The sequence below is a fragment of the Dyella amyloliquefaciens genome (genome assembly GCF_004296575.1).
In the GTDB taxonomy this organism is placed as follows: Bacteria; Pseudomonadota; Gammaproteobacteria; order Xanthomonadales; family Rhodanobacteraceae; genus Dyella; species Dyella amyloliquefaciens.
Genome location: NZ_SAYT01000005.1, coordinates 94,255 through 110,914, shown reverse-complemented (window position 1 = coordinate 110,914; position 16,660 = coordinate 94,255). Strand labels below are relative to the sequence as shown.

At 66.9% G+C, this 16,660-nt stretch carries 19 protein-coding genes; 9 read left to right on the top strand and 10 right to left on the bottom strand.

Annotated features, from left to right (window positions below):
- Positions 1-3 precede the first annotated feature (3 nt).
- The 4 genes from lptA to EPB08_RS12400 form a co-directional block, all read right to left on the bottom strand.
- A complete protein-coding gene (gene lptA / locus EPB08_RS12415; protein ID WP_130619433.1) occupies positions 4-585 on the bottom strand; it encodes a lipopolysaccharide transport periplasmic protein LptA in 582 nt (193 codons plus the stop codon).
- Entirely contained in the window at positions 539-1,144 is a 606-nt protein-coding gene (gene lptC / locus EPB08_RS12410; RefSeq protein ID WP_130619432.1) for an LPS export ABC transporter periplasmic protein LptC, read from the bottom strand. The genes lptA and lptC overlap by 47 nt, the downstream gene beginning before the upstream one ends.
- On the bottom strand, positions 1,141-1,680 hold the full coding sequence (locus EPB08_RS12405) for a KdsC family phosphatase (protein ID WP_205746347.1): 540 nt from the start codon (positions 1,678-1,680) through the stop codon (positions 1,141-1,143). Before EPB08_RS12405 ends, lptC begins: the two co-directional genes overlap by 4 nt.
- Before the next feature lie 91 nt (positions 1,681-1,771).
- Complete coding sequence (locus EPB08_RS12400) at positions 1,772-2,782, bottom strand: KpsF/GutQ family sugar-phosphate isomerase (RefSeq protein ID WP_130619430.1); 1,011 nt, start codon at positions 2,780-2,782, stop codon at positions 1,772-1,774.
- A 255-nt stretch (positions 2,783-3,037) separates the two neighbouring features.
- Here EPB08_RS12400 and EPB08_RS12395 point away from each other — a divergent pair, with 255 nt between their 5' ends.
- On the top strand, positions 3,038-3,277 hold the full coding sequence (locus tag EPB08_RS12395) for a BolA family protein (protein ID WP_111981234.1): 240 nt from the start codon (positions 3,038-3,040) through the stop codon (positions 3,275-3,277).
- Between the two features lie 44 nt (positions 3,278-3,321).
- A complete protein-coding gene (gene murA / locus EPB08_RS12390) occupies positions 3,322-4,581 on the top strand; it encodes a UDP-N-acetylglucosamine 1-carboxyvinyltransferase (protein ID WP_130619429.1) in 1,260 nt (419 codons plus the stop codon).
- A 161-nt stretch (positions 4,582-4,742) separates the two neighbouring features.
- Here murA and EPB08_RS12385 read toward each other — a convergent pair whose 3' ends face one another.
- Genes EPB08_RS12385 through purM form a run of 3 tightly spaced genes read right to left on the bottom strand, consistent with a single transcriptional unit; the run spans position 4,743 to position 7,217 of the window.
- The gene (locus EPB08_RS12385) at positions 4,743-5,459 is read right to left on the bottom strand and encodes a DUF3108 domain-containing protein (RefSeq protein WP_130619428.1); all 717 of its coding nucleotides are present in this window, start codon (positions 5,457-5,459) and stop codon (positions 4,743-4,745) included.
- A 56-nt stretch (positions 5,460-5,515) separates the two neighbouring features.
- Entirely contained in the window at positions 5,516-6,184 is a 669-nt protein-coding gene (purN, locus tag EPB08_RS12380; protein ID WP_130619427.1) for a phosphoribosylglycinamide formyltransferase, read from the bottom strand.
- Positions 6,185-6,188: 4 nt separating this feature from the next.
- Positions 6,189-7,217 (bottom strand): phosphoribosylformylglycinamidine cyclo-ligase, encoded by a 1,029-nt coding sequence (gene purM, locus EPB08_RS12375; RefSeq protein ID WP_130619426.1) that lies wholly within the window; start codon positions 7,215-7,217, stop codon positions 6,189-6,191.
- Between the two features lie 162 nt (positions 7,218-7,379).
- Between purM and EPB08_RS12370 the strand changes: the two genes are divergently transcribed.
- The 3 genes from EPB08_RS12370 (at position 7,380) to hda (ending at position 10,346) form a co-directional block, all read left to right on the top strand.
- On the top strand, positions 7,380-8,360 hold the full coding sequence (locus EPB08_RS12370) for a DUF2066 domain-containing protein (protein ID WP_130619425.1): 981 nt from the start codon (positions 7,380-7,382) through the stop codon (positions 8,358-8,360).
- Positions 8,361-8,463: 103 nt separating this feature from the next.
- Positions 8,464-9,645, top strand: coding sequence for an AI-2E family transporter (locus EPB08_RS12365; protein WP_130619424.1), 1,182 nt, complete (start codon positions 8,464-8,466; stop codon positions 9,643-9,645).
- Positions 9,642-10,346, top strand: a complete 705-nt coding sequence (hda, locus tag EPB08_RS12360) for a DnaA regulatory inactivator Hda (protein WP_130619423.1) — start codon at positions 9,642-9,644, stop codon at positions 10,344-10,346. Before EPB08_RS12365 ends, hda begins: the two co-directional genes overlap by 4 nt.
- A gap of 138 nt (positions 10,347-10,484) precedes the next feature.
- On the opposite strand, the gene EPB08_RS12355 is transcribed toward hda, so the two are convergent.
- Positions 10,485-11,288, bottom strand: coding sequence for an inositol monophosphatase family protein (locus EPB08_RS12355; protein WP_130619422.1), 804 nt, complete (start codon positions 11,286-11,288; stop codon positions 10,485-10,487).
- Between the two features lie 143 nt (positions 11,289-11,431).
- On the opposite strand from EPB08_RS12355, the gene EPB08_RS12350 reads away from it, so the two are divergent.
- Positions 11,432-12,199 (top strand): RNA methyltransferase, encoded by a 768-nt coding sequence (locus EPB08_RS12350; RefSeq protein WP_130619421.1) that lies wholly within the window; start codon positions 11,432-11,434, stop codon positions 12,197-12,199.
- 160 nt (positions 12,200-12,359) lie between these two features.
- Here EPB08_RS12350 and EPB08_RS12345 read toward each other — a convergent pair whose 3' ends face one another.
- Complete coding sequence (locus tag EPB08_RS12345; protein ID WP_130619420.1) at positions 12,360-13,682, bottom strand: hemolysin family protein; 1,323 nt, start codon at positions 13,680-13,682, stop codon at positions 12,360-12,362.
- A 167-nt stretch (positions 13,683-13,849) separates the two neighbouring features.
- On the opposite strand from EPB08_RS12345, the gene EPB08_RS12340 reads away from it, so the two are divergent.
- Together EPB08_RS12340 and EPB08_RS12335 are read left to right on the top strand one after the other, a co-directional pair.
- Entirely contained in the window at positions 13,850-14,479 is a 630-nt protein-coding gene (locus tag EPB08_RS12340) for a DUF47 domain-containing protein (protein ID WP_130619419.1), read from the top strand.
- A gap of 78 nt (positions 14,480-14,557) precedes the next feature.
- Entirely contained in the window at positions 14,558-15,679 is a 1,122-nt protein-coding gene (locus EPB08_RS12335; protein ID WP_205746346.1) for an inorganic phosphate transporter, read from the top strand.
- 139 nt (positions 15,680-15,818) lie between these two features.
- Here the strand turns inward: EPB08_RS12335 and EPB08_RS12330 are convergent, their stop codons facing one another.
- Positions 15,819-16,223 (bottom strand): type III secretion system chaperone, encoded by a 405-nt coding sequence (locus EPB08_RS12330; RefSeq protein WP_130619418.1) that lies wholly within the window; start codon positions 16,221-16,223, stop codon positions 15,819-15,821.
- Positions 16,224-16,299: 76 nt separating this feature from the next.
- On the opposite strand from EPB08_RS12330, the gene EPB08_RS12325 reads away from it, so the two are divergent.
- Positions 16,300-16,650 (top strand): MGMT family protein, encoded by a 351-nt coding sequence (locus tag EPB08_RS12325; protein ID WP_229238323.1) that lies wholly within the window; start codon positions 16,300-16,302, stop codon positions 16,648-16,650.
- The last annotated feature ends 10 nt before the right edge of the window (positions 16,651-16,660 follow it).

Sequence of the window (16,660 nt, the reverse complement as noted above, 5' to 3'; positions counted from 1 at the left end):
CGATCAGTGGCCCTCGGCCGGCTTGGGGGTTGGCTGCGGCGCAGGCGTGCCGGGCTTCTGCTTGGGCAGGAAGGTGCCATGCACCACGCCTTCGCCACCAGCTTCGCCGGTGATCAGGCTGGTATTGGTGTTGTAGGTGAGCTTGTCGCCGTGGAACTCGCCGCGACCCTGCTGCGTCACCGAGGCATTGCCGATGAGCACGGCGATGCCGTTGATGTTGTCGTAGTCGAGCGTTGCCGCGTCGCCCTGCATCAGGTTGTTGTTGTCATCCAGCTGCTGGATGTGCGCCGGGTTGCCGGTGACGACGACGCGGGCAATCTGCGTATCGCCGTCCAGGTGCACCTTGGCGACGTCGCCGGTCACCTTCAGCGTGCCCTGGGTGAGGATCACATTGCCCTTGAGCGTGCTGATGGTGTTCGGCGCGTTGTACGCATCGGTGGACTTCGCCTGGAAGTTCATCGGCTGGTTGCGGTCGTCCTGCTTGGCGAACGCCGGCTGCAGGAGGAAAACACCAAGGCAGAGCAGGCCCAGGGAAAGCTTAAGACGACTTCTGTTTGCGCGGCGGGAACGAGCCGTGGCTTTCATCGAGCAGCTCCATGTGATTGGTGTTGAGGTTGGCGCGCATGCCAACCCCGCTCATTGTACTGTCGCCCTGCACCATGTGTGCCGCGGCAGCCGTCTCCATGCGGTTTTCCTTGGGCCAGGAGGTGACGTCGGAGGTGTGGATCTCGGCGGCCGCAGTGTCCTGGAAGGCGGCGCGGTGCATGTACACGGGGCCCTGCAGCTTGAGCAGCGACCCGCTCTTGTCCACCCAGGCGTACAGCGAGTCGCCCAGCCAGGGCGGTACGCCGTCCTGGTTGGAGGGCAGCTCGAACTTCGGCGTGTTGATGTACAGCGACTCGTCGTTCTCGCGGCGCTCCAGGTGCGGGGCGACCATGTTGAAGCTGGGCTGGCCGTCCACGTCGTAGGACCACAGCCGGAAATTGGTGAGGGTGTAGCCCGAGCGCGGCGGACCCACGAAATCGCTGACTTTCGGCGCCGGCGCCAGCCACCAGTACAGCATCTGGGTGGCGCCCGTGGCGGCAGCGACCAGGACGATCGCGACCATCAGTCCGCGGTCGCGCAGATAGGTGCGCAAACTCACTTCCAGCGCTCCCGTTCGGCCACGTCCTTGCCGTGGGCCTTCAGGATCATGTCCGCCACCTCGCGCGCTGCGCCCTGGCCACCGCCCAGGCGGGTATGCCAATGCGCCTGCTCGGCCACCCACGGGTGGGCGTTGGCGACGGCCACGGCCAGGCCGACCATCTGCATCGGCGGCAGGTCGGGCAGGTCGTCGCCCACGAAGGCCACTTCGTCCGGCGCCAGGGCCAGTGCCTCGAGCAGCTGGTTCAGGCAGACGCGCTTGTCGCCCTGGCCCTGGTACACGTGGGCAATGTCCAGCTCCTCGGCGCGCAGCGCCACCGGGTGGCTGATGCGGGCGGAGATGATGGCCACCTGCACGCCGTTGGCCATGAGTCGCTTCAGGCCCAGACCGTCGTGCACATGGAACACCTTGGTTTCGTGGCCGTCCTCGGCGTACCACAGGCGGCCGTCGGTGAGCGTGCCATCCACGTCGAACACGGCGAGGCGGACCTTGGCGGCACGGGCGAGTACGTCAGCGGGGATGTCAGCCAGATACATGGGCACGGTCGGCAAGGAGGCAGGGGGGCGATACCGTCAAACGCCGGTCGGGCGTTGCGGTGGACGTGATGGTGGGGCGCGAACCTTTCGATCAGACCACGCGTGCGCGGAGCAGATCGTGAATGTTCAGTGCGCCCACCACCTGCTGGTCGTCGTTGACTACCAGCAGGGCATGGATCTGGTGCTTCTCCATCAGCTGGGCCGCCTCGATGGCCAGCTTGTCCGCCCCGATGGTCTTGGGGCCGCGGGTCATCAGTTCGGCCACGGTGGCGCCGCGCAGGTCCACGCCATCGTCGTCCAGCGCGCGGCGCAGGTCGCCGTCGGTGAACACGCCAAGCAGGCGCCGGTTGGAGTCGATCACTGCTGTCATGCCCAGGTGCTTGCGGGTCATCTCCATCAGGGCCTGGGTCAGCGTGGCGTTCGGCGGCACCGCCGGGATGCCCTCGCCGGTATGCATCACGTCGCTGATGTGCAGCAGCAGGCGGCGCCCCAGGCTACCGGCCGGGTGCGAGCGCGCGAAGTCTTCCGAAGTGAAGCCGCGGGCTTCGAGCAGGGCGATGGCCAGCGCGTCGCCCATCACCAGCGCCGCCGTGGTGCTGGCGGTGGGGGCCAGGCCCAGCGGGCAGGCTTCGGCCGCGATGCTGGCGTCCAGGTGCACTTCGGCCTGGTCGGCCAGGGAGGAATGCGCATTGCCGGTGATCGCGATGAGCGGGATGCCCTGACGCTTGATCACGGGGAGTATGAACAGCACCTCGTCGGTTTCGCCGGAATTGGACAGGGCCAGCACCACGTCCTGCGGCAGGATCATGCCAAGGTCGCCGTGGCTGGCTTCGCCCGGGTGGACGAAGAAGGCCGGCGTGCCGGTGGAGGCCAGCGTCGCGGCGACCTTGCGGCCCACGTGGCCGGACTTGCCCATGCCGGTGACGACCACGCGTCCGGCGCAGCCCATGATCAGCCGGCAGGCCTCGACGAATTCGGGGCCGATACGCGGCTCCAGGGCGCGGATGGCGGCCGCCTCGGTGGCGATCACGGTGCGTGCGCTGTGCACGATGGCGTCGGCGTTGATCGCGTGCGGGCTGGTGGTGGCGACGTGGGCGTTCATGCGTCCTCGGGGTCCGTGCCGGAATCTCGTCATCATCCTGAACGATCCGGTCAGGAGGAGATGTTCCGTTGAATCATGGGGTTGGGCAATCGCGAAGGTCGTGTCGCGGATGGCTCCGGCAACACGTGTCGTTTCTGCGACAGAGCTTTTCCATTAACATGGCATATTCGCATTTTAACTTCATAGTCGGTGCCATTGGGCCTGGATCGTCTCCGGACCCGGCGCTGACCTAACATCCTGCAAGTGGAAAAACCCATGGACGCTGCCACCATCCAGGCAATGATCGAACAGGGCCTGCCAGGTGCGCAGGTCGCCGTAAGCGGCGACGACGGCGTGCATTTCGAGGCTGAAGTGGTGGCGGAGCAGTTCGCCGGCAAGCTTCCGCTGGCGCGCCATCGCCTGGTCTACGCCACGCTGGGCGATCTCATGGGTGGTGCGATCCATGCGCTGGCCCTGAAAACTCTTACCCCGCAGGAGATCGCGGCGCGCCGTTGAGCGCAGCGCTGCGATTCCTGAGCACTACATTCGCAAGGACTACGATGGCCAAGATCCTGATCAGCGGCGGTGAGCCGCTACACGGCGAAGTGGGCATTTCCGGCGCCAAGAACGCCGTGTTGCCGATTCTCGCTTCCTGCCTGCTGGCCGATGAGCCGGTGGCGATCAGCAACGTTCCGCATCTGCACGACGTCACCACCTTCATCGAGCTGCTGGGCCAGATGGGCACGCAGCTGGTGCTGGACGACCGCATGAAGATGCATATCGACCCGCGTTCCACCGAGCGCTACTTCGCCCCCTACGACTTGGTGCGCACCATGCGCGCGTCGATCCTGGTGCTGGGTCCGCTGGTGGCGCGCTTCGGCGAGGCGGAAGTGTCGCTGCCGGGCGGTTGCGCGATCGGCTCGCGTCCGGTCGACCAGCACATCCGCGGCCTGCAGGCGCTGGGCGCCGATGTGGTCGTGGAGAACGGCTACATCAAGGCCAAGGCCAAGCGCCTCAAGGGCGCGCGCATCTCGATGGACATGGTCACCGTCACTGGTACCGAGAACATCATGATGGCGGCCGCGCTGGCGCAGGGCACCACCGTGATCGAGAACGCGGCGCAGGAACCGGAAGTGGTCGACCTGGCCCACTGCCTGATCGCCATGGGCGCCCAGATCGAAGGCGCCGGCACCTCCACGCTCACCATCCATGGCGTCGAGCGCCTGCATGGCGCCGAGTACGAAGTGCTGCCCGACCGCATCGAGACCGGCACCTTCCTGGTTGGCGCTGCGATGACCGGTGGCAAGGTGCGTGCCCGCAACGCGCGCGCCGATACGCTGGACGCCGTGCTGGCCAAGCTGGAAGAGGCCGGTGCGCACATCTCCACCGGCGCCGACTGGATCGAGCTGGACATGCGCGGTCGCCGCCCGAAGGCGGTGAACATCACTACCGCACCGTACCCGGCGTTCCCGACCGACATGCAGGCGCAGTTCACCGCGCTCAATTGCGTGGCCGAGGGGGTGGGCGTGATCACCGAGACGGTGTTCGAGAACCGCTTCATGCACGCGCTGGAACTGCAGCGCCTGGGCGCGGACATCCGCCTCGAAGGCAACACCGCCATCATCAAGGGCGTGGAAAAGATGAGCGGCGCGCCGATCATGGCGACCGACCTGCGCGCTTCCGCCTGCCTGGTGTTGGCCGGCCTGGTGGCGCAGGGCGACACCACCGTGGATCGCGTGTACCACATCGATCGCGGCTACGAGAACATTGAAGAGAAGCTGGGCACGCTGGGCGCGAAGATCCGTCGCCTGCCGTCCTGATCGCAACGATCGTGTCGCATGAAAAAGGCCGCGTCAGCGGCCTTTTTCTTACGCGGGGCTTTTGTAGGAGCGCACCCAGTGCGCGATAAGCCTACGAAGCGGTAACGACGCCATTCTGCGATCGCGCACTGGGTGCGCTCCTACAGGTGAGGCGGCTTGGCTCAATTGCCGCCCTTGTAGCTCACTAGTTCCAGCGTCAGGTTGCCGCCATCGCTCTGCGCGAGCTTCACCGGCACCGGATACTTCTGCGGTGCGTACCATGCGCTGAAAGCCTTGTTGTCGTCCGTGCGTTCCACGCGCTCGGCCTGGAAGCTGCCGGCGGGTACCTTCACCGCGTCCTTGCCGGCCACCTTGAAGCTCTGCGTCTCGACATTGCGCTTCACCGCGACTGGCAGCGCCACGCTCTGCTTGCCGTCGCGCAACGCGAGTCCGATGGCGTAGGGCGCCGTATTGCGATCGACCAGGCCAGGCACGCTGGCGTAGTTCATCGGGCCCTTGCCCTCGTCGACGGTGACCTGGTTGGTGGTCCAGTTCACGTTGGTATGGCGCTGCTTGCTCTTGATCGCAGCGTCCATGCGGTAGTCGTAGCTCACCGTTTCAGGCGCGTTGTTGTTCCAGCGGAAGCGCGTGGTCTCGTTGGAATTGGCGCCGAGCGCGGCGGCCAGACCCGAGGTGCCCTTGGTCTGGTTGCTGTACTCCCACTGGCCGTCTCCGGCCGGCTTGAGCGTCACCACGGCCTCGCCGATGGCTTGGCCGCCCTGTGACACCTGATAGGTCGCGGTGAACGGTGCCGGCGCCGTCGCGGCGAACGCGGTCGAGGCGGAGAACGCCAGCACCAGGCCGGCGGCGAATGTGCGGAGAGTGTTGGACTGGGTCATGGGAACCGCAGTCTACGTGTTCAGCCTGAACGACTTGTAGAGAGGCCGTGGGCCGCTCAGTCAACCAAACGGCCGTTGCGCAGTTGCAGCGGCGCGTCCTGCGGTTGGCCGTCCAGCGCGATACGGTCGGGCGGCAGCAGTGACAGGCGGCCTTCGGCGATCAGGTTCAGCACGGCGGGCAGCAGCTGGTGCTCGAACCTGAGCAGGCGCTGGGCGAGCTGGAGCTCGTCGTCACCGGGGCGGACCTCGATGGTGGCCTGCGCGATCACCGGGCCGCCGTCCAGTTCGGCGGTCACGTAATGCACGCTGGCGCCGTGCTCCACATCCCCCGCTTCCAGCGCGCGCCGGTGCGTGTGCAGGCCGCGGTACTTGGGCAGCAGCGAAGGGTGGATGTTGATCATGCGGCCGACCCAGGGCTTCAGCGCCTCACCGTCGATGATGCGCATGAAGCCGGCCAGCACCAGCGCGTCGGCGCCGCTGGCATCGAGCTGGCGGAACAGTTCGAAGTCGAAGTCGCGGCGGCTGGCGAACGCCTTCGGGTTCAGCGTGAAGGTGGCAATACCCGCGTCCTTCGCCAGCTGCAGCGCGCCGGCGTTGGCCTTGTCGCTGCCGACCAGCACGAAGTCGACCGGCAGCTGCCCCGCGTCGCGCGCGGCGATCAAGGCCTGCAGGTTGCTGCCGCGCCCGGAGGCGAGCACGGCGACACGAAGACGCTGGGTTGTCACGGGCTTAGCCGATGTGGACGCGCTCGTCGCTTTGGGCGGGCACGATCTCGCCGATCACCGAACTGGCCAGGCCGTGCTTGGCGAGCAGGGCGGAGGCGGCCTCGACGGCATCGCGCGGCAGGATCACGGTGAAGCCCACGCCGCAGTTGAAGGTGCGCCACATTTCCTCACGCGCCACGTTGCCTTCGCGCATCAGCCACTCGAACACCGGCGGCAGCACGATGGCTGCGGCGTCGACCTGGATGCCCAGCGCGTCCGGCACCACGCGGATGATGTTTTCCTTCAGGCCACCGCCGGTGATGTGCGCCATGCCGTGCACCGGCTGGCTCTTCATCAGCTCCAGCATCGGCTTCACGTAGATGGTGGTCGGCGCCATCAACGCGTCGGCCAGCTTCACGCTGCCGACCTCGAGGTCCAGCGGGTTGCCGGCACGCTCGAGGATCTTGCGGATCAGCGAATAACCGTTCGAGTGCGGACCGGAGGAGGCCACGCCCAGGATCACGTCGCCGGCCACGATGGCGGCGCCGGAAAGCAGCTGCGACTTTTCCACCGCGCCCACGGTGAAGCCGCCGAGGTCGTATTCACCCGGCGGGTACATGTCCGGCATTTCGGCCGTCTCGCCCCCGATCAGCGCGCAACCGGCCAGCTCGCAACCCTTGGCGATGCCGCCGACCACGGCCACGGTGGTGTCCACGTCCAGCTTGCCGGTGGCGAAGTAGTCGAGGAAGAACAGCGGCTCGGCGCCCTGCACCAGCACGTCGTTGACGCACATGCCGACCAGGTCGATGCCGATGGTGTCGTGGCGACCCAGCTGCTGGGCCAGCTTGAGCTTGGTGCCCACGCCGTCGGTGCCGGAAACCAGTACCGGCTCCTTGTACTTGCCGGACAGGTCGAACAGGCCGCCGAAGCCGCCCAGGCCACCCATCACTTCAGGACGGGACGTGCGCTTGACCAGCGGCTTGATGCGTTCGACCACGGCATTGCCGGCATCGATATCAACGCCAGCGGCGCGGTAGGTGAGGGCGTCGGACATGAGGGAAACCCGGCGTGGAGAAACGCCAAAGTGTAGCAGTGAAGGCAGTGCCCTGCCTGAGCGGGAGCCGAAAAGCATGACCCGAACCGGGATCGCTTCGATGGACGCTGGGGGCCGGATTGGGCAGACTTCCGACGTTTCCTTTCCGGATATCGCCTCCCCATGCGCCTGTCCCGCCTGCTGCTCGTCTGTCTCGTGCTGGGCCTTGCCCCGCTGCTGTCCGTGCATGCCCAGGGCCAGGTCTCGCCCTACACCGTCGTGGTGTCGGTCGCCGACACCAGTGATGCCGCCCGCAACAACGCCTTCAGCGATGCCCTGGCCCAAGTGCTGACGCGCACCGCCGGCGGGCAGGACCTGAGCACCAAGGCGGGCTATCCCGATGCGCTCAAGGGCGCCAGCGGTATCGTCAAGCAGTACCAGTACCAGCGCGCGCCTACCGGCATGAGCCTGCAAGTGACCTTCGACGAGGCCGCGGTCCAACGCACCATTGCCCAGTTGGGCGTCGCCGGCAGCGGCCCCAAGCCGCCGGTGCTGTTGCTGGTGCGTGACGAGGACGGCAGCGTGCTGACTCGCGACGCGCTGGCGGCGCTGAGCCAGGCCGTGGCGGCCCGCGGTTACAGCACCCTGCTGGCCGATCCGGCCAAGACGGGCGATACCCCGAACCTGACCACCGCCGAACCCGACCAGGTGGCTGCGCTCGCCCGCCAGTACAAGACCGGCCTGATCCTGCTCGGTCAACTGCACGGCAACAGCGCCGACTGGGTGCTGGTCTCCGGGGGCCCGCAGCAGCGCTGGAACAACAATGGCGCCAACACGGCGGCCGTGCTCACCGATGCCGGCAACGGCCTGGCCGACCGCCTGGGCAAGCAGCTGAACGTAATCGGCTCGGCCACGGTGGACGGCAAGCTGTGGGTGTCCCAGGTCAATTCCGCGATCGACTACGCCAACCTGCTGGCGATGCTGCGTGCCGACCCCTCGGTGCGCCAGGTCACCACGGTAAGCGCGCAGGGCGACGGCATGCTGTTCGAGGTGAAGGCCAGCCTGCCGCTGGACGTGCTGGCGGCCAACCTCGCCGCGAGCGGGCGCCTGCTGCGCGGTGACTCGCATACCGACGCGGACATCAGCCTGCGCTGGGTCCATTGATCGCGCCGGGCCCCGCCCGGTCTGAACGGCAGGGGTCGCCGGTGCGCTGGCGATGCCTGGATGCCTGGGTCACACTGACCCGTTCCGCCCCATGAGCCATGCCATGACGCATGACACCTCCCGCCGCTGGCAAATGCTGGCGATCGCCGCGGCCATCATCTACGTGCTCTGGCTGCTGGCGCCGGTGCTGATGCCGTTCGCCTTCGCCGCGATGCTGGCCTACCTGGGCGATCCGCTGGCCGATCGCCTGGAGCGGCTGGGCCTGGGGCGCACGCTGGCGGTGAGCATCGTGTTCATCGTGCTGCTGTTGCTGGCGATCGGCGCGTTGCTGCTGCTGATCCCGCTGATCTCCCGCCAGATCGACAACCTGGTGCAGAACCTGCCGCACTACGTGGACTGGGCGCGCAACACCGCGCTGCCGTGGGTGCAGGCCAAGCTGCACCTGGACCCCAGTGCGTTCGATACCGATCGCCTGGTGGAGCAGTTCAAGGAGCATATCGGTTCGGTCGGCGATGCCGCTTCCACCGTGATCGGCAAGATTTCCCGCTCCAGCCTCGGCGTGATCGCCTGGCTGACCAACCTTGTGCTGATCCCCGTGGTGGCCTTCTACCTGCTGCGCGACTGGGATCGCCTGGTGGCATGGATCGATCGCATGCTGCCGCGTTCGATCGAGCCGACCGTGGCTCATCTCGCACGCGAGGCAGACAGCGTGCTGGGCGCATTCGTGCGTGGCCAGCTGCTGGTGATGCTGGCGCTGGGCATCTTCTACGGCGCGGCACTGACCATCATGGGCCTCTCGGTCGGCCCCTTGATCGGCATGGTCGCTGGCCTGCTCAGCTTCGTGCCGTACCTGGGCTTCATCGTCGGCTTCGGCTCGGCCCTGATCGCCGCGCTGGTGCAGTACGGCGACTGGAGCCACGTGCTGATGGTGGTGGGCATCTTCACCGTGGGCCAGCTGCTGGAGGGCTACGTGCTGGTGCCACGCCTGGTGGGCGAGAAGATCGGCCTGCATCCAGTGGCGGTGATCTTCGCCGTGCTGGCCGGCGGTTACCTGTTCGGATTCCTCGGCGTCCTGCTGGCGTTGCCCGCGGCCTCGGTAATCCTGGTCGTGTTGCGCTACCTTATCGAGCGCTACCGGCAGAGCGATCTGTACACGGAGGCGGGCAGGGGCGACCCGGTGCTCGCCGAAGTGGATGTCGTCGTCGCCACGCCGCAAGGCACGGTGGAAACCGATACGGTCGTGACCCGTCACGACGACACGAAGGACGCAGCACCCCCCGCATGATCCCGCAGTTGCCGCTTGCCCTGCGCTGGCCTCGCCGCCAGCGCTTTGAACATTTCCATCCCGGGAGCAATGCCGCCACGCTCGCCGCCGTGGAGCAGCTCGCCAGCGCGCCCGGCACGCCGTGGCTTTACCTGGCGGGTTCTGCCGGCAGCGGCAAGAGCCACCTGCTGATGGCGGCCTGCCAGGCCGCGTTCGCCGGTGGGCGCACGGTGCAATACCTGCCGCTGGCCAGCCTGGCCGACAAGGCCGTTGCGATCCGCGGCGTGGCCGGCAGCGAGTTCCTTGCGCTGGACGACCTCGGCGCCATCGCGGGTGACCGCGAGGCCGAGCACGCGCTGTTCGACGTCTACAACAAGGCGAAGGCCGAGGGTGCCACGCTGCTGTTCGCCGCCGAGACCCTGCCGTCACAGCTGGGCCTGGGCCTGCCCGACCTGCGCTCGCGCCTGGGTGCCTGCCAGCAGGCCCTGCTCAAGCCGCTGGACGATGCCGAGCGCCGCGCCGTACTGCGCCAGCAGGCGGCCTCGCGCGGCATCGAGCTGGACGACACCGTGCTCGACTGGCTGTTCAACCGCTACGCGCGCGACCTGGGTGCCTTGCTGGACCTGCTGGATCGCCTGGACCAGGCATCGCTGGCGGCACGCAGGAAGATCACGGTGCCGTTCCTGCGGGGGTTTCTGCGTGAGGCCGAGCCGGGGGCGTGATGCCCCATCTTCTGTAGGAGCGCACCCAGTGCGCGAAAAGCCTACGGAGCGGCAATGCCGTGATCGCGCACTGGGTGCGCTCCTACAAAAAAACAGCGGCAAAGAAAAAGGCGCCTTGCGGCGCCTTTTTCTTATCCATCAGGCCATCAGCAGCCTGGGTGTGGCATTCGCGCCGATGGCGTCCACCATCGCCTGCGTCACGTTGAGGTTGCCGGCGACGATGTTGCCGCTTTCGGGAATGCCGTCGCGGCCGGCGAAATCGCAGTAGCGACCGCCCGCCTCGCGCACCAGCAGCACGCCGGCGGCCATGTCCCAGGGCTTGAGGCCGATCTCGAAGTAGCCGTCGTAGCGACCGGCGGCGGTGTAGGCCAGGTCCAGCGCGGCGGAGCCCGAGCGGCGGATGTCCTCGGCCTGGCCGAGCAGGGCGCGCGTCATGTCCAACTGCGCGTCGAGGTGCGAGCGCTGGCGATAGGGGAAACCGGTGGCGATCATCGCGCCGCCCAGGTTGTCCCGCTTGCTGACGCGGATGCGGCGGTCGTTGAGGTAGGCGCCGTCGCCCTTGCTGGCGGTGAACAGCTCGTCGCGCAGCGGGTCGAACACGACGGCGTACACCGGCTCGCCCTTGTCGAGCAGGGCGATGGACACGCAAAAGTGCGGAATGCCGCGCAGGTAGTTATGGGTGCCGTCGAGCGGGTCGATCACCCATACCAGCGGACCCTTGCCCGTGGCGCCGCTTTCCTCGGCGAGGAAGGCGTGGGTCGGGTAGGCGCGCTTGAGTTCCTTGACGATCTCGGCTTCGGCCAGGCGGTCGACTTCCGAGGCGAAGTCCATGCGTTGCTTCTCGACGACGTTGAGTCCGTCGATGCGATTCATGTAGCGCAGGATGATGTTTCCTGCGGAGCGCGCGGCGCGCACCGCGACGTTGACGGCGGGTCTTGGCATGGCTTCGGCTTTCAAAAGAACGGGGTTTCGGCGGCAAAGTCTAGCAGAGGAGCCGCCTCTGTTCAGGTGGGGAAGATGAACGGTTTGACATGGGGCCCCACAATTTCCAAGCTTTGCGACCATTTGCCCGAGCCTTTCCCGGCATGACCACCTCTCCCGACATCGCCGCCCGCATCCGCTACGTGCTGGTGCGCACCTCGCACCCAGGCAACATCGGCAGTGCCGCCCGGGCCATTCGCACCATGGGTTTCGACCGCATGGCGCTGGTGGCTCCGCACCGGTTTCCCGACCGGGAGGCCTCGGCCCTGGCCGCCGGCGCCGACGATGTGCTGGAGCAGGCCACGGTCAGCGAAGGCCTGGTGGACGCCCTGGCCGGCACCAGCCTGGCGCTGGGCCTGTCGGCCCGCCGCCGCGGCGTGGACCTGGAGGAGATCACCCCACGTGAGGCCGCCGCCCGTGCCCTGGCAGCCGCCGCCCGCGGCGAACAGGTGGCGCTGGTGTTCGGCAACGAGCGTACCGGCCTGGAGAACGAGGAGCTGGCGCGCTGCCACGCGATGGTGCGCATCCCCAGCGTGGACGATTTCAGTTCGTTGAACCTGTCGCAGGCCGTGCAGGTGATGGCCTATGAGCTGCGCGTGGCCTCGCTGGGTGAAGTCGCTGTGCCCGTGCGTGCCGATGCCGAGCCGCCCGCCGATGCGGAGCGGATGGAGCGCTTCTTCGAGCACCTGTCGCAGATGCTGGACGACATCGACTTCCACAAGGGTCGTGCGCCGACCACGATCATGTTGCGTCTGCGCAAGCTGTTCCAGCGCGCCCAGCCGGACGAGCGGGAGCTGCGGGTAATGCATGGCATCTTCGCGGATGCGCAGCGCATGGCGGCGATTGCGAACGAGAAGCTCAAGAAGGGCTAGTGCGGCGCATGCGCACCTATTCTGTGGGAGCGCACCCTGTGCGCGACGGGCCGTTGCGGGAAGCTGATTGCGGAACTGAAGCGATAACCTCTCACCGGAGGCCGACCGCGGCGGCGCGGTCGCGCACAGGGTGCGCTCCCACAAGAAATCCGGATCGACGCTAGAACCCGTCTTCCTCGACGTCGATCTGCGGAATGCGCATCACCAGCAGCTTGTCGATGCGGGCGCCGTCGAGGTCCACCACCTCGACACGGAATCCCCGCCATTCGAAGACCTCGCCGGTCTGCGGGATGTGGCCGAGCGCCGCCATCACCATGCCGGCAGCCGTGCGGTATTCGTGTTCCGCCTCGCCGGGCAGGACGTCCACCTGCAGCAGTTCGCGCAGGTCGTCGATGGACAGTGAGCCGTCGATCAGCCAGCTACCGTCGCCACGCTGGGTCACCAGCGGGCTTTCCTCGGGGCCGCTGCCGCCGAGCTGGGTGGCGCCCACGATGGCTGCCAGCAAGTCGTTGAGGGTGACCAGGCCTACGATGTCGCCGTATTCGTCGACCACCAGGGCGAGCTGGGTTTCGGCATCGCGAAACTCTTCCAGCAGGTCCAGCGCGCGTGCCGTGCCCGGCACGTACAGAGGCTTCACCAGCTGGCCGAAAAGGTCAGGCTTGCCCAGCTCATAGCCGCGTAGCAGGCGCTTGACCTCGACCACGCCGGCGATATCGCTTTCGTCGCCGCGGTAGACCGGATAACGCGAGTACGGGGTATCGCGCAGGATCGCGGCGTTTTCCTGGTAGCTGGCGCCCTGGTCCAGCCACACGATGCGCGTGCGCGGGGTCATCACGCTTTCCACCGTGCGGTCGCCCAGGCGCAGTACGCGGTTGACCATGTTGTGTTCGTCGCGGTCGAGGATGCCGTGCTCGGCGCTTTCGGCCACCAGCAGGCGGATCTCCTCTTCCGTTGCCACGTCGCTGCTGCGCTGCTTCACGTTGAGCATGCGCAGGATCAGCCCGCTGCAGAGATTGAGCAGCCACACGAACGGTGCGGTGAGGCGCGAGAGCACCATCATCGGCATCGCCACGTAGCCGGAGATCTGTTCGGGGGAGGACAGCGCCACACGTTTGGGCACCAGTTCGCCAATCACGATCTGGATGAAGGAGATCAGCACGAATCCGAGCACGAGGCCGACGACCTTGGCGTAGGGCTCCAGCCAGGCCGCCCGGCCACCGTGGATGGCCTGGGCTATGTGGTCGCCCAGGGCATCGCCGGCCAGCGCGCCGGTGATCAGGATCACCAGGGTCATGCCCACCTGTACGGTGGAGAGGAAGCGCTCGGGTGCCTCGGCGTTGCGCAACGCCACCCGGGCACGGCGGCTGGTGCGGGCCATTTGCTTCAGGCGCGTCTTGCGCGAGGCGACCAGGGCCATCTCCGACAGGGCGAAGAAGCCGTTGAACAGCGATAGGAGGATGACAGCCGCGATTTCGGTCAGCATGGCGGCCGCGGGGTGCGGAAATGGTCGCGGGGGGACATGAGACGCAGTGTAAGGCCAGAGGGTGGTCGGGCGCGCGGCACTGCGTTCCACGCGGTGTGATGCGGTGCGGCAGGGCCCTCCTGTAACATACCGGTCATTTCAGCCCCCGCACCCTAGGCAATAACTGCATGTTTTCATTGCAAACGATTTTCGGCAAAGGCGACAAGTTCTACGGCCTGCTCGAGCAAAGCGCCGAGGCGGCGCGCGAGAGCGCCAAGGCCCTCCATGAACTGGTGACGGGCAAGGATCACGCGCCGGTGATGGCCGCCTTCGCATCCGCGCGTGCGCGCGAGAAGGCGCTTGCCGGACAGATCAGCGAGGAGCTGGTGAACACCTTTGTCACCGCGCTAGACCGCGAGGACATCGAGGCGCTGAACTCGGCGCTGTACAAGATTCCCAAGACCATCGAGAAGTTCGCCGAGCGTTACGAGATCATCGCCGAGCGCGTTTCCGACGTGGACTTCGCCGCCCGCGCGCTGGTGCTGGAGCGCGCCACCGGCGTGGTGTCCGAGATGATTGGCGAGCTGCGTCGCGGCCTGCGCATCGATCCGGTGAAGAAGCTGCAGGATCGCCTGCAGACGCTGGAGTCGGAAGGCGATCGCATGCTGCTCTCGCCGTACCGCAACCTTTACGTGGAAGGCAACGACGCCATGCGCGCGATGCTGGCCAAGGATCTGTTCGAGCTGATCGAGAAGGCGATCGACAAGTGCCGCGACGTCGGCAACATCGTCTATTCGATCGTGCTGAAGAATTCCTGAGGCCAGCCCGATGACGCCCTTCCATTCCTGCCGCCCGGTGTCGAACCGGGCTTTCGTCGTGGCGCGCGGGGTGCGCGCATGAGCATCGGCCTTGCCATTGCCGTCGTGCTCATCGCACTCGCATTCACCTACATCAACGGCTTCCACGACACCGCCAACTCCATTGCTACCGTCGTCGCCACCAAGGTGCTGACGCCGGGCCAGGCCGTGATGCTGGCGGCCATCACCAACCTGATCGGTGCGCTGTGGGGCACGGCGGTGGCCAAGACCATCGCGGCCGGCATCATCGACACGCACGTGATCGAGGCCGGGCCGCAGTTGCTCATCTGCGCCTTGCTGGCCGCGACGGCATGGAACCTCCTCACCTGGTGGCTGGGCCTGCCGTCGAGTTCCAGTCACGCGCTCGTCGGCGCGCTGGTGGGTGCGGCCATTGCAACGTCCGGCAACAATTTCGCCTCGGTGATCTGGGCGCAAGGCGGTCTGCACTGGTGGGACGGCAAGGGCGTAGTGCCCAAGGTCGTCATACCCATGGTGGTTTCACCATTGATGGGTTTCGTCATCGGCTTCCTGTTGATGGGTGCACTTTATGCGCTGCTGAGCTGGTTCTCCAGTCGCACCGGTTTCCTGCGACGCCTGGGCCGCACGCCCTTCGTCAACGCGTTCTTCGGCAAGGCGCAGATCGTCTCGGCCAGCGCCATGGGCCTGGCCCACGGCATGAACGACGCGCAGAAGAGCATGGGCATCATTGCGCTCGCGCTGGCCGGCGCGACCACGGCGGGTCAGTTCGATGGCCTGCCGTCGTGGCTCGGCTTCCTGCGCATCCACGGTTCCTCGACGGGCGGCTTTGACGTGCCGGCGTGGGTGGCGGTGGTGTGCGCGCTCACCATGGCGGCCGGTACGGCCGGTGGTGGCTGGCGCATCATCAAGACGCTGGGGCACAAGATGGTGAAGCTGCATCCCATCAATGGCTTCGCGGCCGAGGGCAGTTCGGCGGCGGTGATCCTTACCGCATCGGCGTTCGGCATTCCCGTGTCGACCACGCACAATGTGTCCGCCTCGATCATGGGCGTGGGTGCGGCCAAGCGCTGGAACGCCATCCGCTGGTCGGTGGTGGAGCGCATGGTGTGGGCGTGGATACTCACGTTGCCGGTCACGGCGCTGTTGGCCTACGGCTTCGTGCGGCTGGCCCAAATGTTCTGACCGACGCGGGGGCGTTGCATGTAGGAGCGCACCCAGTGCGCGATAAGCCTATGAAGCGGTGACGCGACAAACTGCCACCGGGGCGAACACGGGGCGCCGCGATCGCGCACTGGGTGCGCTCCTACAAGCGAACGCTGGTTTACAGATCGTCGCCGCCTGCGGCGACGATCCTCTCCAACTGGTCGCCCAGCTCGCCCAGCTCCTCGATCAGCCGCTTGAGCTCGGCGGCATCCAGCAGTTCATACGGCCGGTTCTCGCACAGGTGCAGGTAGGGCGAGCCGTCCAGGTCCGCCACGGCCAGGAACCCGTTGCGCTGTTCCCAGTTGAAGCGGAGGCAGCGGCGAGGGTCCGTACCGGCCAGCGGGCCGACGGGCGTGGAGATGCGCAGGTAGCGTCGACCGGCTTCGTCTTCCAGTTCCGTGAGATAAATGCCCTGGTGGCGATCGTGCGGCAGCGACAGGTCGAAACTGATCAGGTACGGGTCGTTGTGGCGCAACTCGTGCAAGCTGCCGACGTGGGAGCGCACGGCTTCAAAATGGCGCATGGGTGCGATCTCCTTGGCAGGCGAATCCAGCCCGGATACTGTGCCACGACCCGGTGTAAAGAGCCTGTTGAAGATCATGGAACGCGCCATTGACGACGCCTACGCGCGCATCTTCGCGGCCATTGCGGCGATTCCTCGAGGGCGCGTGGCCAGTTACGGCGCCATTGCGGCGCGCGCAGGCTTGCCGGGGCGCGCGCGACTGGTGGGCAGGGCCCTGGGCGAGACGCCCGATGGCATGGAACTGCCTTGGCATCGCGTCCTGCGCTCCAGTGGCCACATCGCCTTTCCGCCCGGCAGTCGGGGCTTTCGCGAGCAAAGCAAGCGCCTGAAGGCGGAAGGTGTCGAGGTACGCAACGGTCGCGTGCCGCTCGCCAGCTTCGGGCTCGATGCGAATCTTGATCGCGCGTTGTGGGGCATGCCTGGCTGAGTCGCGGTTT